Origin of the sequence: Actinomadura sp. 21ATH (genome assembly GCF_041951345.1) — a bacterium.
Taxonomy (GTDB): domain Bacteria; phylum Actinomycetota; class Actinomycetes; order Streptosporangiales; family Streptosporangiaceae; genus Spirillospora.
Genome location: NZ_JBGNUR010000015.1, coordinates 74,025 through 90,743 on the forward strand (window position 1 = coordinate 74,025; position 16,719 = coordinate 90,743).

The 16,719-nt window shown below is 74.5% G+C and carries 14 protein-coding genes; 10 read left to right on the top strand and 4 right to left on the bottom strand.

The genetic code is table 11. The features are described 5' to 3' along the window. The first annotated feature begins 9 nt into the window (after nucleotides 1–9). Nucleotides 10–777: a hypothetical protein gene (locus ACA361_RS32495; RefSeq protein ID WP_375018395.1), complete on the top strand. Its 768-nt coding sequence runs from the start codon at nucleotides 10–12 to the stop codon at nucleotides 775–777. Next, nucleotides 774–2,222: an NADH-ubiquinone oxidoreductase-F iron-sulfur binding region domain-containing protein gene (locus tag ACA361_RS32500; protein ID WP_375018396.1), complete on the top strand. Its 1,449-nt coding sequence runs from the start codon at nucleotides 774–776 to the stop codon at nucleotides 2,220–2,222. The genes ACA361_RS32495 and ACA361_RS32500 overlap by 4 nt, the downstream gene beginning before the upstream one ends. Before the next feature lie 27 nt (nucleotides 2,223–2,249). Here the strand turns inward: ACA361_RS32500 and ACA361_RS32505 are convergent, their stop codons facing one another. After that, nucleotides 2,250–3,401: an epoxide hydrolase gene (locus ACA361_RS32505; protein WP_375018397.1), complete on the bottom strand. Its 1,152-nt coding sequence runs from the start codon at nucleotides 3,399–3,401 to the stop codon at nucleotides 2,250–2,252. 124 nt (nucleotides 3,402–3,525) lie between these two features. Between ACA361_RS32505 and ACA361_RS32510 the strand changes: the two genes are divergently transcribed. Continuing rightward, nucleotides 3,526–4,119, top strand: coding sequence for a CGNR zinc finger domain-containing protein (locus ACA361_RS32510; RefSeq protein ID WP_375018399.1), 594 nt, complete (start codon nucleotides 3,526–3,528; stop codon nucleotides 4,117–4,119). Here ACA361_RS32510 and ACA361_RS32515 read toward each other — a convergent pair whose 3' ends face one another. After that, entirely contained in the window at nucleotides 4,120–5,661 is a 1,542-nt protein-coding gene (locus ACA361_RS32515) for a protein kinase (protein ID WP_375018401.1), read from the bottom strand. It abuts the gene before it with no gap. Nucleotides 5,662–5,870: 209 nt separating this feature from the next. Here ACA361_RS32515 and hrpA point away from each other — a divergent pair, with 209 nt between their 5' ends. From hrpA to ACA361_RS32550, 7 genes are all read left to right on the top strand, one after another. Beyond that, a complete protein-coding gene (gene hrpA / locus ACA361_RS32520) occupies nucleotides 5,871–9,851 on the top strand; it encodes an ATP-dependent RNA helicase HrpA (protein ID WP_375018403.1) in 3,981 nt (1,326 codons plus the stop codon). 160 nt (nucleotides 9,852–10,011) lie between these two features. Continuing rightward, nucleotides 10,012–10,752: a GntR family transcriptional regulator gene (locus ACA361_RS32525; RefSeq protein ID WP_375018405.1), complete on the top strand. Its 741-nt coding sequence runs from the start codon at nucleotides 10,012–10,014 to the stop codon at nucleotides 10,750–10,752. 30 nt (nucleotides 10,753–10,782) lie between these two features. Beyond that, on the top strand, nucleotides 10,783–12,234 hold the full coding sequence (locus tag ACA361_RS32530; protein ID WP_375018407.1) for a PTS ascorbate transporter subunit IIC: 1,452 nt from the start codon (nucleotides 10,783–10,785) through the stop codon (nucleotides 12,232–12,234). 90 nt (nucleotides 12,235–12,324) lie between these two features. Then, a complete protein-coding gene (locus tag ACA361_RS32535) occupies nucleotides 12,325–12,627 on the top strand; it encodes a PTS sugar transporter subunit IIB (RefSeq protein WP_375018409.1) in 303 nt (100 codons plus the stop codon). Beyond that, on the top strand, nucleotides 12,624–13,076 hold the full coding sequence (locus ACA361_RS32540; RefSeq protein WP_375018411.1) for a PTS sugar transporter subunit IIA: 453 nt from the start codon (nucleotides 12,624–12,626) through the stop codon (nucleotides 13,074–13,076). The genes ACA361_RS32535 and ACA361_RS32540 overlap by 4 nt, the downstream gene beginning before the upstream one ends. Further along, nucleotides 13,069–13,857, top strand: a complete 789-nt coding sequence (locus tag ACA361_RS32545; protein WP_375018413.1) for a sugar isomerase domain-containing protein — start codon at nucleotides 13,069–13,071, stop codon at nucleotides 13,855–13,857. The genes ACA361_RS32540 and ACA361_RS32545 overlap by 8 nt, the downstream gene beginning before the upstream one ends. 130 nt (nucleotides 13,858–13,987) lie before the next feature. Beyond that, nucleotides 13,988–15,526 carry a chromosome segregation ATPase gene (locus ACA361_RS32550; protein WP_375018415.1) on the top strand — a complete coding sequence of 513 codons (1,539 nt, stop codon included), beginning with the start codon at nucleotides 13,988–13,990 and terminating at the stop codon, nucleotides 15,524–15,526. A gap of 70 nt (nucleotides 15,527–15,596) precedes the next feature. Here ACA361_RS32550 and ACA361_RS32555 read toward each other — a convergent pair whose 3' ends face one another. Further along, nucleotides 15,597–15,812 (bottom strand): hypothetical protein, encoded by a 216-nt coding sequence (locus ACA361_RS32555; protein WP_366626463.1) that lies wholly within the window; start codon nucleotides 15,810–15,812, stop codon nucleotides 15,597–15,599. A 162-nt stretch (nucleotides 15,813–15,974) separates the two neighbouring features. Beyond that, a complete protein-coding gene (locus ACA361_RS32560; RefSeq protein ID WP_375018417.1) occupies nucleotides 15,975–16,667 on the bottom strand; it encodes a hypothetical protein in 693 nt (230 codons plus the stop codon). Nucleotides 16,668–16,719 lie beyond the last annotated feature (52 nt).

Below are 16,719 nucleotides of genomic sequence, written 5' to 3' on the forward strand. Positions count from 1 at the left end.
CGCCGAGCGATGGACCCCGACCGTCCCTCCTCGCCCTCCCCCCGCCGGAGGAGGCCGCTCCACGAGCTGACCGCCGGCTTCGGGATCGGCCCCGGCCGCCCCGCCGCGGCCGGTGCGGCGGGCACGGCGCGGCGGCGGCCCGGACCCGGTGCGCACCGCCGCCGCTTCCTCCTCCTCACCGCCGCCGTCCCGGGCGCGGCCGGGCTCGCCCTCGGGCTGGCGATCTCGCTCGGCTGGGCGGGCCCCGCGGCCGCGGCCGCCGGCGGCTTCGCCGACCACTACTGCGGCGTGCTCGCGCTGGTCGCGCTGACCCTGTCGGTCATGATCGGGCTGCTGGCGGCCGGGCGCGGCGTCCTCCCGCCCGCCGCCCGGGTCCGCGCGCAGGCCGCGCACCGCGCCGCCGCGTTCACCGCCGTCGCCATGCTGGCCGTGCACCTGGCCTCCCAGCTGCTGCGGCACCGCGTGGGCGTGCTCGACGCCGTGCTGCCCGCCGGCGCCGGGCCGATCGCCCTTTACCTGCTGGCCGTGGCCACCGCCAGCGGCATCGCGCGCGGCCGGTTCGCCCCCGTCCGCCACCCCTGGACGTGGCGGGCGCTGCACCTGACCGCGTACGCCGCCTGGCCGCTGGCCGTCCTGCACGGCCTCACCGCCGGGCGCACCCCGCCCGCCCCCGTCCGCGCCGCGTACCTGGCCTCGCTCGCCGCGGTGGCGGTGGCCCTGGCCGTACGGCTGGCGCGGCAGGCCGGGCGGGCCCGCCGGAAGGAGCGGCCGGCATGATCGCCGTACGCCATGTCGGGCCGCCCCGGCTGACCGCCGGGCTGGCGGGCGCCGGCCGGCTCGACTGGGACGCGCACCGCCGCCTGCACCCCGAGCCGTCCCCGCTGACCTGCGAGCGGCTCGTCGCGCTCGCCGAGGCCGGCCGGCTGCACGGCCGCGGCGGGGCCGCGTTCCCGTTCGCCCGCAAGGTCCGCGCCGTCGCCGACAGCTCGGTGCGGCGGCGCAGGCGCGCGGTCGTGGTCGTGAACGGCACCGAAGGCGAGCCCGGCAGCGCCAAGGACAAGGTGCTGCTGCGCAGCGCCCCGCACCTCGTCCTGGACGGCGCCACGCTGGCCGCCACCGCCCTCGGCGCCGGCGAGATCGTCCTCGGGATCACCGAGGCCGGCGCCGCCGCCTCGATGGACGACGCCATCGCCGAGCGCGGCCTGGCGGCCCGGGCCCGCGTCGTCCGGCTCCCCGAACGCTTCATCACCGGCGAGGGCGGCGCGCTCGTCCGCGGCATCAACGGCCGCCGGCCCGTCCCGCCCGGCCGCAAGGTCCGCGCCGCCACCCGCGGCGTCGGCGGCCTCCCCACGCTGCTGTCCAACGCCGAGACCTACGCCCAGCTCGCCGTGCTCGCCGCCCTCGGCCCGCACCGCTACGCCCGCGTCGGAACGCCGGCCGAACCGGGCACCGTCCTCCTCACCGTCACCGGCTCGGCCCGCTTCCCCGCCGTGGTGGAGACGCCGGCCGGCGCGCCGCTGGGCCACCTGCTCGACCTCTGCGGGGCCCGCGCGAGCGAGGGCGTCCTGGTCGGCGGCTACCACGGCGCCTGGATCACCGGCGAGGCCGCCGTCCGGGCGCGGCTCTCCCGCGAGGGGCTGCGGGACGCCGGCGGCACGCTCGGCGCGGGCGTCATCATGCCCCTCGGCCGCCGTACCTGCCCGCTCGGCGAGTGCGCCCGCGTCGCCCGCTTCCTCGCCGCCGAGTCCGCCGGCCAGTGCGGGCCCTGCCGCCTCGGCCTGCCCGACATCGCCGGCGCCCTCGCGGACCTGGCCGAAGGGCGCGACGCCGCCTCCGCCGAGCGGACCATCCGCCGGGCCGTCCGGATGGCCGCCGGCCGCGGCGCCTGCACCCATCCCGACGGCACGAGCCGGTTCGTCCTGTCCGCGCTGGACGTCTTCGCCGCCGACGCGTCCCGCCACCGCACGCACGGCGGCTGCGGGCGGCCGGTCCTCGGGGTGCTCCCGGCGGAGACCGGCGCCCGCCTCCACCTGGAGGTCGACTGGAGCCGCTGCGACGGCCACGGCCTCTGCGCCGGCATCCTGCGCGGCCTGGTCCGCATGGACGAGTACGGCTACCCGGTCATCCCGGGCGAACCGATCCCCGCCCGCCTGGAACCCGAGGCCCGCCGGGCCGTGGCCGCGTGCCCGGGCCTGGCGCTCCGCCTCGTCCCCCGCAACTGAGGCCCTCCTCGCCGGCCCGGGCGAGGATCACCGGCCGGCGGCCAGCACCGCCGCGAGGCCCTCCCGCACGTCCCTGACGAAGTACTCGGGAACCTCCAGCGACGGGAAGTGCCCCCCGGCCTCGGGCGTCCTCCAGTGGACGATCCGCCGGTACCGCTCCTGAGCCCAGGGGCGCGGGCACTTCTCGGTGTCGCGGGGGTACATGGTGAGCGCCGACGGGACGTCGACCCGGAGCCCAGGGTCCAGCGAGTCGTGGCTCTCGTAATAGATGCGGGCCGCCGACGCGCCGGTCCGCGTCAGCCAGTAGAGGGTGACGTTGTCGAGGACGCGGTCCATGGAGATCGTCTCGAACGGGCTGTCCGCGGTGTCGGACCACTCGGCGAACTTGTCCAGGATCCACGCGAGAAGCCCGACCGGCGAGTCGACGAGCGAGTAGCCGATGGTCTGCGGCCGGGTCGCCTGCTGCTTCGCGTACGCCGCGCGGTGGAGCCAGAAGTCGCGGGTCTCGTCGGCCCACGCGCGCTCGTCCGCCGTCAGCCCGTCCGTCGTCAGTCCGGGCGGCGCCTCCGCGAACGTCGTGTGGATGCCGAGCACGTGCGCCGGGAACCTGCCGCCGAGGACCGTGGTGATGTTGCCGCCCCAGTCGCCGCCGTGGGCCGCGAACTCGCCGTAGCCGAGCCTTCCCATCAGCTCCACCCAGGCGGCCGCGATCCTCTCGGTGCCCCACCCGGTGGTGGCCGGCCGGTCGCTGTAGCCGAAGCCGGGCAGCGACGGGACCACGACGTGGAACGCCGGCGCGCCCGCGTCCCCCGGATCCGCCAGCTCGTCCACCACGTCGACGAACCGGACGACGCTGTCCGGCCAGCCGTGCGTCAGGATCAGGGGAGTGGCGTCCGCGCGCGGAGACCGGCGGTGCAGGAAATGGATCCCCAGGCCGTCGATGGTCGTGCGGAACTGGCCGATCCGGTCGAGGCGCTCTTCGAAGGACCGCCAGTCGTACCCGGTGCGCCAGTGGTCGACGACCTCGACGAGGTCGGCGAGCGGAACGCCCTGATCCCATCGGCGCGGGCCGGGCGCGGCGCCGTGGATCGTCTCGGCCTCCGGCAGCCGCGCCGCGGCCAGTCGCGCCCGCAGATCGTCGAGATCGGCGCCGGCCGCGCGGGCTTCGAACGCTCGCACGTCATCGGCTGGACCGGGCATGGGACCTCCTGGTCGTCGCGGAGCCGGCCGCGATCCACTGCGAACCGGCTAAGACGGTTCTAACAGCCGGGGGCGGCCGGGGGCAACCTGCTAAGGTGGTTCCATGCGCGCCGAGTTCCCCGGATTCCGTCTCGGCGGCGTGCTGGCGACCAGCTTCACGGGGACCCTGACGGAGCGCCGCGGCGATCCCGTGGAACGCATTCCCACGCCGCGGCGACTCGCCGACTGGCTGGCGGTGAACGGCCTGGCCGTGGAATCCTGCACCCCCGCCCAGCTCGAGAACGCCCGCGAACTGCGGGAGGCGATCCACGCCGCCGCGACGGCGGCCGCGAACCAGGAGGACCTCCCTGCGTCCGCTGTGCGGATCATCAACGACTTCAGCGTTCAGGGGCGGGCCGCGGCCGTTCTGACGCCCGAGGGCGAGCGCGAATGGCGGCTGAATCCGGCGTCCCGCGTGGAGGACGCCCTGGGCGTGATCGCCGCCGACGCGATCAGCATCATCGCCGGCGAACGGGACGGGAGACTGGCCCTGTGCGCGTCGCCGACCTGCCGGGCCGCCTTCTTCGACACCAGCCAGAGCCGCACCCGCAAGTGGTGCGAGATGAACACGTGCGGGAATCGCCAGAAGAAGGCGCGCTTCAATGCCAGCCACGGCAAGAAGGGCGCCGGCGCGCGAGCAGGCGCCGATACGGCCTGATCAGGCCGGCCCGGCCGGCCCGGCCGGCTTGTAGGTCTCGATGTACTTGCGGACCTTCTCGGCGTGCGCCCTGTACTCCTCGGGCACGCCGCCCGCCTTCCGGACGGTCCTGGAGGACGTGCGGTACATCGCGGCCAGGTTGAGGGCGGGGTCGCCGGGGAGATCCTTCAGATCCTTGCCCCAGTAGCACAGGAAGCGGCCCATGGCCGGGATCGACAGTTCCGGCGTGATCTGGTCCGGGCGGGGCTCGGGGTGGTCGAGGCCGCCGGGCTGCCAGTGGACCAGGACGTTCGGCGTCCAGCGGGCGATGCCGTACTCGTCCTTGGCCGGATCGCGCAGATGGGGGTCGAAGCCGCTCTCGGCGGCGAGCATGGCGGCGATGAGCGCCGGGCTCAGGCCGTCCAGATCGCACCAGCTGCCCGCCTTGATGATCAGCGACCGGTACCGCGGCGGGATCCCGGCGTCCGTCCGCAGCAGCCGCCCGTCCGGATCGGCCACGCGCGCGGCGGACGTGCCCCCGTCCGCGCCGTCCGGCGGGCCGGCCAGCAGGAACGCGCCGCCGGCCGCGACCATGACCGTGACCGCGGCGCCGCCGGCGAGGATCGGGACGCGGAGGCGCCCCGCCAGGCGGTGCCCTTTCAGGCCGAGCCCCGGCGAGCGGAGCCACCGTCCCGGCCGCCGCCCTTCCCGGGCCCGCGGGGGAGTGCGCGCGCCCGCCAGCGGGTCGGTGTCGACCTTGCTGGTGATCCGGTCGAGGGCCGCCCCGAAGGCCGCCGCGGACGGCCAGCGGCGATCGCGGTCCGCTTCCAGGGCGCGCAGCACGGCCTCGTCCACCGACGGCGGGACCTCCGGCCGCGCCCGGCTCGGCGGCGCCGGCACCGCCGCCGGCTCCCCGGGCCGCGAAGCGCCCGGCGGCTCGCCGGTCAGCAGGTGGTAGGTGAGCGCGCCCAGCCCGTACACGTCGGACCGCCGGTCGGGCGCCCCGTCGATCCGGGCCTGCTCGGGCGCCATGTAGCCGGGCGACCCGGCGGGCAGCGTCAGGCTCGACAGGTGGTCCTCGGTCCGGGCGATCCCCAGGTCCGACAGCATGATCCGCTCGCCGCCGCCGGGGACCGACCGGATCAGCACGTTGGACGGCTTGAGGTCGCGGTGCACGATCCCGCGCTCGTGCAGCGCCCGCACGCCCTCGGTGATCTCCCTGGCCAGCCGCAGCGCCTCGTTCAGCGGCGGCGGCTCGGCGGCCAGCCGCTCCTCCAGGTTGCCGCGGTCGGCGTAGGTCATGACGAAGTAGGGGCGGCCGTCGTCCAGCTCGCCGATGTCGAAGACCTGCACCAGCAGGTGCGAGTCGACCTGGCGCAGCAGCCGGGCCTCGCGGACGAACCGTTCCCGCACGTCCTCGCGCAGCGCCCAGTGGTCGGCCAGGATCTTGACCGCGACGGGCGAGTCGAGTTCGGCGTCATGGCCCAGCCAGACCGACGCGAACCCGCCCGAACCCAGCAGGCGGTCGATCCGATGCCGTCCCGCGGCCCCCGGAGTCCCCATGCGGGCCATGATGAACGATGATCCGCCGTTCCGCGGGCATCCCGGGGGTGGCGGCGGGGATGGAATGCCGGTCCCGCCTGCGACGTTGTCCCAGCGGGAAAACGGCTCGCGGGCACCGGGCCGGTCCGGCTACGGTGCGAGGTTGCGGGATGATCGCCCGGGCCGTCCCGCAAGATCACCACGGCCCGCGAATTATCCTTGTCGACCGTATGGGAACGCCTGTGAGTACGCCGCTCGCCGATCTGCGCGCGCGCCTGCCCGAGCTGATGCCGATCGACCGGCACCGGCTGCGCCGCCGTATCGAGGGCGCGCAGAAGATGCGGGACGCCGCGCGCCGCGAGCGCGTGGCCGGCGAGATCGCCGCCGATGTCGAGGCCGCCGAGCGCCGGGTCGCCCGGCGCCGCGCCGCCGTACCGGCGATCACCTATCCGGAGCAGCTGCCGGTCAGCCAGAAGAAGGACGACATCGCGGCCGCGATCCGCGACCACCAGGTCGTGATCGTGGCGGGCGAGACCGGGTCCGGCAAGACGACGCAGCTGCCCAAGATCTGCCTGGAGCTGGGCCGGGGCGTCCTCGGCTCGATCGGGCACACCCAGCCGCGCCGGCTGGCCGCCCGCACCGTCGCCGACCGGATCGCCGAGGAGCTGGACACCGAGCTGGGCGAGGCCGTCGGCTACAAGGTGCGGTTCACCGACAGGTCGAGCGACGGCACGCTGGTCAAGCTCATGACCGACGGCATCCTGCTGGCGGAGATCCAGACCGACCGGCTGCTGCGCCGCTACGACACGCTGATCATTGACGAGGCGCACGAGCGCAGCCTCAACATCGACTTCCTGCTCGGGTACGTCAAGGAGATCCTGCCCCGGCGGCCCGACCTCAAGGTGATCATCACCTCGGCGACGATCGACCCCGAGCGGTTCTCGGCGCACTTCGACGACGCCCCGATCGTGGAGGTGTCCGGCCGCACGTACCCGGTGGAGGTGCGCTACCGCCCGCTCACCGACCCGGAGGACCCCAAGGCCGATCCCGACCGCGACCAGGTCCAGGGCATCCTGGACGCCGTGGACGAGCTGGCGCTGGAGGCGCCCGGCGACGTCCTGGTCTTCCTCAGCGGCGAGCGCGAGATCCGCGACACCGCGGACGCGCTCTCCAAGCATCTGCGCGGGCGGCGCGGCGAGGCGACCGAGGTGCTCCCGCTGTACGCGCGGCTGTCGTCGGCCGAGCAGCACCGGGTCTTCCAGCCCCACCGCGGGCGGCGGATCGTGCTGGCGACCAACGTCGCCGAGACCTCGCTGACCGTTCCGGGCATCAAGTACGTCATCGACCCCGGCACCGCCCGGATATCCCGCTACAGCCACCGGCTGAAGGTGCAGCGGCTGCCGATCGAGCCGGTGTCGCAGGCGTCGGCCAACCAGCGCAAGGGCCGCTGCGGCCGCGTGTCGGAGGGCATCTGCATCCGGCTGTACTCGGAGGAGGACTTCGAGTCCCGGCCCGAGTTCACCGACCCGGAGATCCTGCGCACCAACCTCGCCTCGGTCATCCTGCAGATGACCGCGCTGGGGCTGGGCGACATCGCCGCGTTCCCGTTCGTGGAGCCGCCGGACCGGCGCAACGTCAAGGCGGGCGTCGACCTGCTGCACGAGCTGGGCGCGATCGACCCGGCCGAGAAGGACCCGCGCAAGCGGCTCACCGAGCGCGGCCGGCGGCTGGCGCAGCTGCCGATCGACCCGCGGCTGGGCCGGATGGTGCTGGAGGCCGACGCCAACGGCTGCGTCCGCGAGGTGCTGATCATCGCCGCGGCGCTGTCGATCCAGGACCCGCGCGAGCGTCCCGCCGAGCACCAGCAGGCCGCCGACGAGAAGCACCGCCGCTTCGCCGACCCCACCTCCGACTTCCTGGCGTACCTGAACCTGTGGAACTACCTGCGCGAGCAGCAGCGCGAGCTGTCGGGCAGCCAGTTCCGGCGCATGTGCAAGAACGAGTTCCTGCACTTCCTCCGCGTGCGCGAATGGCAGGACCTGCACTCCCAGCTCAAGCAGGTCGCCAAGGGCCTCGGCGTCACCACCAACAGCACCGACGCGCCGCCCGACCGCATCCACGTGTCGCTGCTCGCCGGGCTGCTGTCGCACATCGGCCTCATGGACACCGACACCAAGAAGGCCGACGGCAGGAAGGACGACGCCGGCGGCCAGCGGCGGCGGCAGCCGAACGAGTACATCGGCGCCCGCGGCGCCAAGTTCGCCGTGTTCCCCGGCTCGGCGCTGTTCAAGAAGCCGCCGCGCTGGGTGATGTCGGCCGAGCTGGTGGAGACGTCCCGGCTCTGGGGCCGGATCAACGCGAGGATCGAGCCCGAGTGGGTCGAGCCGCTGGCCGGGCACCTGGTCAAGCGCAACCACAGCGAGCCGCACTGGTCCAAGAAGCAGGCGGCCGTGATGGCGTACGAGACGGTCACGCTGTACGGCGTGCCGATCGTCGCGCGCCGCCGCGTCAACTACGGCGCCATCGACCCGGAGCTGGCGCGCGAGCTGTTCGTCCGGCACGCGCTGGTCGAGGGCGACTGGGAGACGCACCACCGGTTCTTCCACGACAACCGGGCGCTGCTGGACGAGGTCGAGGAGCTGGAGCACCGCGCCCGGCGGCGCGACATCCTCGTCGACGACGAGACGCTGTTCGACTTCTACGACGAGCGCGTCCCCGCGGACGTCGTGTCCGGGCGGCACTTCGACGCCTGGTGGAAGAAGGCCGGCCGCGCCGAGCCCGACCTGCTGAACTTCGAGAAGTCGATGCTCATCAACCAGAGCGCCGACGACGTCAGCGAGGCCGACTACCCCGACGCGTGGCGGCAGGGCCAGCTGAAGCTGCGGCTGACGTACCAGTTCGAGCCGGGCGCCGACGCCGACGGCGTCACCGTGCACATCCCCGTGCAGGTGCTCAACCAGGTCCGGCCGGACGGCTTCGAGTGGCAGGTCCCGGGGCTGCGCGCCGAGCTGGTCACCGAGCTGATCCGCTCGCTGCCCAAGCAGCTGCGGGTCAACTTCGTCCCGGCCCCCGACTACGCCCGCAAGCTGCTCGACCGCCTCACCCCCCGCACCGAGCCGCTCCTGGACGCCCTCGAACGCGAGCTGCGCGACATGACCGGCGTCCAGGTGGCCCGCGAGGCGTGGGACCTCGGCCGCCTCGCCCCCCACCTGCGCGTCACGTTCCGCGTCGTGGACGACCGCGAGCGCACCCTCGCCGAGGGCACCGACCTGGACGAGCTGAAACGCCGGCTCAAGGGCAAGGTGCGCGGCACGCTGTCGAAGGCCGCCACCGCCGGCGGGCTGGAGCGCGGCGGCCTGCGCGAGTGGACGATCGGCGAGCTGCCCCGCACTTACGAGCGGAAGCAGGCCGGGTACGAGGTCAGGGCGTTCCCTGCGCTGACCGACGAGGGCGACGCCGTCGCGGTCCGCATGTACGAGACCGAGGCCGAGCAGCGCGCCGCGATGTGGAAGGGCACGCGGCGGCTGATCCTGCTGAACGCGCCGTCCCCGGTCAAGCAGATCCAGGGCCGCCTCACCAACCAGGGCAAGCTGGCCCTGAGCCACAGCCCGCACGGCTCGGTCGCGGTGCTGTTCGAGGACTGCGTGACCGCCGCGGCCGACCGGCTGATCGCCGAGGCCGGGGGACCGGCGTGGGACGAGGCGGGCTACCGGGCGCTGTACGACCGCGTCCGCGCCGATCTCCACGACGCCACCGCCGCGATCGTGGGGCAGGTGGAGCGGATCCTGGCGCTGTCGCACGAGATCGACCGGCGGCTGCGCGGCACCGCCAGCCTCACGCTCGTCCCGGCGCTGACCGAGATCCGCGGGCATCTGGGCAGGCTGATCCATCCGGGTTTCGTCACCGAGACCGGCTGGCAGCGGCTGGCCGACCTGCCGCGCTACCTCAAGGCGCTGGAGATCCGGCTGGACAAGCTGCCGGAGAACCCGGGCCGCGACCGGCTCCTGATCAACCAGGTCGTGCTCCTGGAAGGGGAGTACGAGACGTTCCTCGCGCGGCTGCACCCCGCCCGCCGGGGCGACGAGTCCGTCCGGCAGGTGCGCTGGATGCTGGAGGAGCTGCGGGTGAGCCTGTTCGCCCAGCAGCTCGGCACCCGCTTCCCGGTGTCGGACAAGCGCATCCGCAAGGCCATGGCCCAGACCGCCGCCTGACCTGTCCTGACCCGAGCTGGCCTGTTCTGTCCTTTTCTGTCCCCGGCGCCGCCGGGCGCCTTGCGCTGCCCTCGTCCGGATGAGACCGTTCCAAAGTGGTATTGACCACTTGGGATCTGCGGCATAACCTGTGGAACCGACGGTATGACCGGAACGGGAGATGAGCGGCGTGCGATCCGGCGGTGAATCCGAGCCCGCGACCACGAAAAGGCGGGCGGTGGTCCGGCGGCTGATGGCCATGCTGGACGACCTGGACGTCGGTGACGCGCTGCCGTCCGAGCGGCGGCTGGCCGAGGAGCTCGGGGTCTCCCGGCCGACGCTGCGCGCGGCGGTGGACGAGCTGGCCGGCCGCGGCCTGCTCGACCGCCGCCACGGGAGCGGTACCTACGTGGCCGAACGCCGCATCGCGGTGGGGCTGACGCTGACCTCGTTCACCGAGGACATGGAGCGCCGCGGCATGCGGCCCGGCGGCCGGGTGCTGGCGTTCCGGGTGGAGACCGCCGGCGCCCGGATCGGCCGCCGGCTGGCCATGTCCCCGACGGAAGAGGTATTTACCATTCGCCGGCTGCGGCTGGCGGACGGAGCCCCCATGGCGATCGAGACGCTCTGCCTTCCCAAGGCGCTGGTGCCGGAACTGCGCCGCGAGGATCTGGAGGACGGTTCGTTCTACACCCTGCTGCGCGAGCGGGGCATCGTCCTCGCCTCCGGCTGGGGGACGGTCGAGCCGACCGTCACCACGGCCGAGGAGGCCGAGGTGCTGGGCGTGCCCGTGCACGCGCCCGCGTTCCTCTTCGAGCGGATCAGCCACAGCGAGCAGGGCGAACCGTTGGAGTACGTCCGGTCCGTCTACCGCGGCGACCGCTACCGGCTGGAGCTCGAGCTCAAACCCGTCCCGCGCTGACGGGCGCCCCGCAGGATACGGAGATCTAGCGTGGACATTCTCAAGGACATCCTCACCTTCCTGGCCGACAACGTGTTCGGCCAGGTCCCCATCCTCATCGGGCTGATCACCCTGGTCGGGCTGCTGCTGCAGCGCAAGCGGTTCGAGGACACCCTCGCCGGGGCGCTGCGGGCCACGATCGGCGTGGTCATCCTGTTCATCGGCGTGGAGATCTTCACCGGGGGGCTGGCGAGCTTCCAGACGGTGCTGGCCGACGCGATGGGCACCACCCCGCCCAAGGCCGACAACACGCTGAACGACTTCCTCACCCAGCAGGGCGGGACGATCGCGCTGGTCATCACGGTGGCGTTCCTGCTGCACGTGGCGATCGTGCGGCTGTTCCCGGCGGCCCGCTACCTCTACCTGACCGGGCACCTGATGTTCTGGGTCAGCACGGTCGTGGTGGCGTCGCTGGTGACGATCGCGCCGGGCTCCGACCAGCTCACGCTGGTGCTGTGCGGGGCCGGGTTCGTGGCCGCGTACTGGACGCTCCAGCCGCTGTGGATGCGCCCGCTGATGCGCAGGGTGATGCCGGACGACCGGTTCGGGTTCGCGCACACCAGCTCCGTCGCGGCGCTGGTCACCGGGTACGTGGCGCGCCCGTTCGGAAGCCGCGAGAAGCACGACACCGAGAAGGTGAAGCTGCCCCGGCAGCTGTCGTTCTTCAAGGACGTCAACGTCAGCACCGCCCTGGTGATCTCGGTGATCATGCTGGTCGCGGTGGCGTTCGCCGACGACCAGGTGGTGGCCAAGCTGGCCGCCGAGATGGACGCGAAGCTCTCGCCGTGGGTGTGGGCGCTGCTGGTGGGCCTGCGCTTCGCCGGTGGCATCGCGATCCTGCTGTTCGGCGTCCGGATGTTCCTGGCCGAGATCGTCCCCGCGTTCAAGGGCTTCAGCGACAAGGTGATCCCGGGGACCCGGCCCGCGCTGGACGCCCCGACGGTGTTCCCGGTCGCGCCCACCGCGGTGATGATCGGCTTCGTGTCCTCGACCGTGGTGTTCCTGGCCTGCCTGGGCATCTTCGCCGCGGCCGGCTGGTTCACCCTGGCCCCGCCGATGATCATGCTGTTCTTCGTCGGCGGCGCCGCCGCGCTGTTCGGCAACGTGGTGGCCGGCTGGCGCGGCGCGGTGATCGGCGGCGTGATCTCCGGCCTGATGCTGGCGATCGGCCAGGCCGTCACCTGGGGGCTGTTCGAGAGGACCGCCCCCGAGCTCGCCACGCTGGCCGACCCTGACTGGTACGCCATCGCCTGGCTGCTGAAGGCGGTGGACCCGATCATCGGCGACGCCTCGATCTGGGCCGTTCCGGTGGTCGCGCTGGCCGTCACGGCCGGCACCCTGCTCCTCCTCGGCCGCCGCGAGGCCCGCGCGGCCCGGGAGAGCGCGGCGGCGGAGGACGACGCCCAGGACGCCGAGTCCGCGAAGGGCGGCGACCGGGCATGACCCGCCGGCCGCCCCCGGGGAACGCTCCCCGGGGGCGGCCGTACTCGCAGAGAACGGGCGCACGCCCATGAGACACAGAGAGGCGACGACATGGCATTGGATCGCACGCTGGAGGTGCTCGCCGTCTGCGGCGTCGGCATGGGGTCGAGCCTCATGCTGAAGATGACCGCCGAGGACGCGCTGCGCGGCCTGGACGTGGACGCCCGGGTGGAGAACACCGACGTCTCCACCGCCCGCGGCATGACCGCCGACGTGATCATCGGCCAGGGCATGCACACCAGCGAGATCGCCGACCTGGCGCCCGTGGTGATCACGGTCAGCGACTTCCTCGACAAGGAGGGACTCCAGGCTCAGCTGCGCGAGCGGCTGACCGAGAAGGGCTGGCTCGCGTGACCGCGGTCGGAGCGCGGGACGGGGTCGCGGCGGACGGCTGGCGGGACGCCACCGTCGCCGCGGCCGAGGTCCTGGTGGAGATGGGCGCGGCGGGGGAGGAGTATCCCGCCGCCTGCGTCCGGGTGGTCGAGGCGAACGGCCCGTACATCGTGCTGACCAAGGGCCTGGCACTGGTGCACGCCCGGCCCGAGGACGGCGCGATCAGCGTGGGCGTGGCCGCGACGCGGCTGGCCGCCCCGGTGGAGTTCGGGCATCCGGACAACGATCCGGTCGACCTGCTGCTGTCGTTCTGCACGCCCGGCCCCGACGCGCACGTGGCGACGCTGTCCGCGCTCGCCCGGGCGCTGTCGGCGGGGCTGGCCGACCGGCTGCGCGCCGCGGCCGGCCGGGACGGGATGATCGCCGAGCTGGAGGGCGCGCTGGAGAAGGAGGCCCGTACCGATGGCTGAGCCCCGCCCGGCCGCCCGTGCCGGGGAGACCGGCTACCCCGGGCGGGTGCGCGCGCTGCTCGACGAGCTCGACGCCCGCTCGGGCACGGCGATCGAGCGGGCCGCCGAGCTGCTGCTCCGGTCCGTCGAGGACGACGGGATCGTGCACGCCGCGGGGGCGGGGCACTCGCTGGCGATGGTCTTCGAGACCTTCTACCGGGCCGGCGGCCTGGCCCCGGTCCGGCCGCTGTGGGACCCCTCGGTGCTGCCGCTGGACGACGCGACGCGCAGCACCCGCGCCGAGCGCCGCGCGGGCCTCGGCCGCGCGCTGGTCGAGCGGGCGGCACCCGCTCCACCGGACGTGGCCGTGGTGTTCTCGACCAGCGGGCGCAACCCGTACCCGGTCGAGATCGCCGAGGCGTGCGCCGCCCGCGGCGTGCCGGTGATCGCGGTGACCTCCGCGGACGCGTCCCGGGCCGCCGCCGCCCGGTCGGGCTCCGCGCTCGCCGACCACGCCACGATCGTGCTGGACACCGCCGTGCCGCCGGGCGACGTGCTGCACCCGGCGGAGGCGCCGCGCACGGCGGCGGTCTCGACGGTCCTGGGCGCGTACACGTGGTCGCGGGTGCTGGCCGCGCTGGACGATCTGGCCGCCGCGCGCGGCGTCACGCTGCCGTGCTGGACGAGCGCGAACGTCCCGGGCGGCGACGAGGCCAACGCGGCGCTGCTCGCCCGCTACGGCGACCGCATCCCCGAGCTGACCGGCCGCGGTCGAGGCCATCGGGGGCCGGCTCGGATGTGATCGTCCCCACTTCGGGAGCCCCGCCCGGCCGTCGTGGTCCGCGAACGGCCGGGCGGGCAGGGGACGGGAGAGGACCTATATGCCTCCCAAGTCACTGCAGCCACGCCTACTAGGTCGTATGGTTCATTCCATGCCTACGAGTGATGAGCGCGACAATAGCGGCCCACGGGGGCAGGCCGGGACTTCCGACGGCGCGGTCTCCGAGGCTGGAACGACCCACGATGCCACTCCCGCCACTCCCGCCGACCCCGCCACGCTCCGGAAGGAACCCGGCCCCGGCACGGCCGCCGGCGGGCCCGCACCCGAGCCCGGGGCCGCGGCCGCCGCGGACGAGGGCGAGCTCCCGCCCGGCACCGCTCCCGAGCCGCGGGGCGAGACCGCGGTCGCCCGCATGGGCGAGCCCGTCACGGTCTGGCCGTGCGCCAACTGCGGCCGCCCCGTACCGCAGCCGATGGGCGCCGTCCGCGCCGTCCGCTACTGCCAGGACAACGACGGCGCCTGCGCCCGCGAGGCCCGCGGCCGCCGCGAGCGCGGCCGCGACGCGCCCGGCCTGACCGGCCAGGTCGCCTCCACCTGGGAGATGGTCGAGCGGCTGGAGCGGGCCGCGGACGTGCTCGCCGACTCGCTCACCTCCGAGCTGAGCGTCGCCGGCGTCGAGCGCCGCGTGTCGGAGGTCAAGGCCGAGGCCGCCCGCGAGCTGGCGATCGCGCAGAACGAGCGGGACGCCTCCCAGCGGCAGGCCGAGGAGGCGTGGCAGGAGGCGGCGTCCGCCCGGCAGCGCGCCGAGGGCGCGGAGAAGGAGTCCGCCCGCGCCCGCGAGGAGGCCAAGCTCGCCACCGCCAAGCGCGACGCCGCGCAGCAGGCGTGGGAGGAGGCGCACCAGATCGCCCAGCAGGCGGTGTCGGCCAAGCTGGCCGCCGAGAGCGAGCGGGACCGGATCGCCGCCCGCGAGACCGAGCTGCTGGCCGCGCTGGAGAGCGCGCGGGCCGAGCTGGTCGCGCTGCACGCCAAGGTCGCCGAGGCCGAGGGCGCGGTCGAGTCCCAGCGGGTCGAGGCCGCGGTGGCCAAGCAGGGCGCCGAGGACCTGCGCAACGCGATGCGCGACACCGAGGCGCAGCGCCAGCGCGCCATGCAGACCGCCAGCAAGGCCGAGGCCGAGCGCACCACCGCGCTGCGCGCGCAGTCGGAGGCCGAGGCGGAGGTCGTGCGGGCCAACGCCCGCGCCGATGAGGCCGCCAAGGAGCGCGACGCCGCCCAGGCGCAGGCCCGGCAGGCGACCGCCGAGCGGGACGAGCTGGAGACCAAGGTGAACGACCAGAGCGTCCAGCTGCGCCAGCTCTCGCAGTCGGTGGCCGAGCAGCAGGCCGCGCTGTCGGCGCTGGCCGAGGAGCGGGACGCCGCGCGCGCCGAGGCCGACCGCGCCCGCCGGCAGATCGACCAGCTCACCCACAACACGCTGTCGTCGAACGTGCCCCCGGGCGGCCGCTACCCGGGCTCCGGAACCGGCCCGGGCGGCTCCGGGGTCCCGCAGATGGGCCCCGCGCACGGGCGCCAGGCCCCGCCGCCCCCGGCCGTCCCGAACGGCGGTACGGGCGGGCACCCGCAGGTGCCGCCGGGCCGCCCCCTCAACGGCGCCGACCCGAACGACCCGCTCTACACCGGCCGCTGACCGGCGGGCCCCTGGCCTCACCTCGGCGGCGCCACCCGCGCGGGCGTCGGCCGCGCGGCGGCGCCCGGTGTCACCCGCCGCGCGCGATCAGCATGATGACCGCCAGCGCCCCGGCGGCGATCAGCAGCGCGTGCAGCCTCTCCTTGGTCGCGGTCGCCCGCAGCCGGGACACCCGCTGCCGGACGAGCCGCGCGTCGTCGCCGGCCTTCCTGGCCCGCTCCCACGAGGTGCCCATGTATGCCGCCAGCGCCGCCACGACGATGAACCAGAACCCGTTTCCGTTCATCCAGGCCCGACCTCCTCGGTCGCGAAGCCTAGATTGAACGACGCCGCGCGGGATCGGTCAGTGTCACCGGACACAAAACGGCGCTTTTCTGACCAGATCGGATGGCGGCTGAGAATTTCCGATCGATCCATCCGGCCGCCCCCGCGGCCGGGAAACGATCCGTCAGGACCCGAACCGCGCCGGGTCGACCTCGATCCAGATCTGCTCCGCCCGGCCGAGCAGCCGCCCGTCCGCCCCGTACGCCGCCGTCGCCGCGTGCAGCCGGCGGCCCTCCCGGGTGCGCGCCAGCCCCATCACCACGCACCGCTCGCCCGCCTCCGGCAGCTCGGTGACCTGCGCGGTCATCGTGCCGAGCACCACCGGCGGATCGTCCTGGCCGTACGACAGCCCGCCCGGGCAGTCGAGCACCGACCACATGATCTCCGGCGCCGGCGGCTCCGCCGGCGTCCACGGCGCCGCGACCGTGCCCTCGGCGACCGGCCCCGGCTCCAGCCGCAGCCCGTCGCCCGGTTCGCGCTCGGGCCCGCACACGAAGCACCCCGGGAACGGGTGCCGCTCCGCCGCGCGATACTTCTCCGCCGCCTCCAGCGCCTCCTCGAACGCCACCGGCGGCACCGCCGGGACCACGATCGCGCCCGCGAGCGCCTCCGCGACCAGCCGCTCCTCGCCGTCCCACAGCCGGGCGCCGATGCCCCGGTCGTCGTCGGTGGCGACGTGCAGCTCGGTGTCCAGCGGCGGCGGGCGCCGCAGCGTGACCGTCACCGTGTCGGAGGCGACGTGCCCCGCGAGCAGCCCGGCGACGTACCCCCCGTTCCCGGACCCGGCGGGCCCGCGGAACCGTCTCTCAATGATCACCTTGCATCCCCCGGACCTTCACACGTCCTTCACGTGTCCAGCTGAAACCGGA

What these genes read in the sequence shown, in the direction of transcription:
- ACA361_RS32495 (WP_375018395.1), top strand. Translation starts at nt 10, where the DNA reads ATGGACCCCGACCGTCCCTCCTCGCCCTCCCCCCGCCGGAGGAGGCCG.
- ACA361_RS32525 (WP_375018405.1), top strand. Translation starts at nt 10,012, where the DNA reads ATGAGCGGCGTGCGATCCGGCGGTGAATCCGAGCCCGCGACCACGAAA.
- ACA361_RS32515 (WP_375018401.1), bottom strand. Translation starts at nt 5,661, where the DNA reads ATGGGGACTCCGGGGGCCGCGGGACGGCATCGGATCGACCGCCTGCTG.
- ACA361_RS32500 (WP_375018396.1), top strand. Translation starts at nt 774, where the DNA reads ATGATCGCCGTACGCCATGTCGGGCCGCCCCGGCTGACCGCCGGGCTG.
- ACA361_RS32545 (WP_375018413.1), top strand. Translation starts at nt 13,069, where the DNA reads ATGGCTGAGCCCCGCCCGGCCGCCCGTGCCGGGGAGACCGGCTACCCC.
- ACA361_RS32555 (WP_366626463.1), bottom strand. Translation starts at nt 15,812, where the DNA reads ATGAACGGAAACGGGTTCTGGTTCATCGTCGTGGCGGCGCTGGCGGCA.
- ACA361_RS32550 (WP_375018415.1), top strand. Translation starts at nt 13,988, where the DNA reads ATGCCTACGAGTGATGAGCGCGACAATAGCGGCCCACGGGGGCAGGCC.
- hrpA (WP_375018403.1), top strand. Translation starts at nt 5,871, where the DNA reads ATGGGAACGCCTGTGAGTACGCCGCTCGCCGATCTGCGCGCGCGCCTG.
- ACA361_RS32535 (WP_375018409.1), top strand. Translation starts at nt 12,325, where the DNA reads ATGGCATTGGATCGCACGCTGGAGGTGCTCGCCGTCTGCGGCGTCGGC.
- ACA361_RS32510 (WP_375018399.1), top strand. Translation starts at nt 3,526, where the DNA reads ATGCGCGCCGAGTTCCCCGGATTCCGTCTCGGCGGCGTGCTGGCGACC.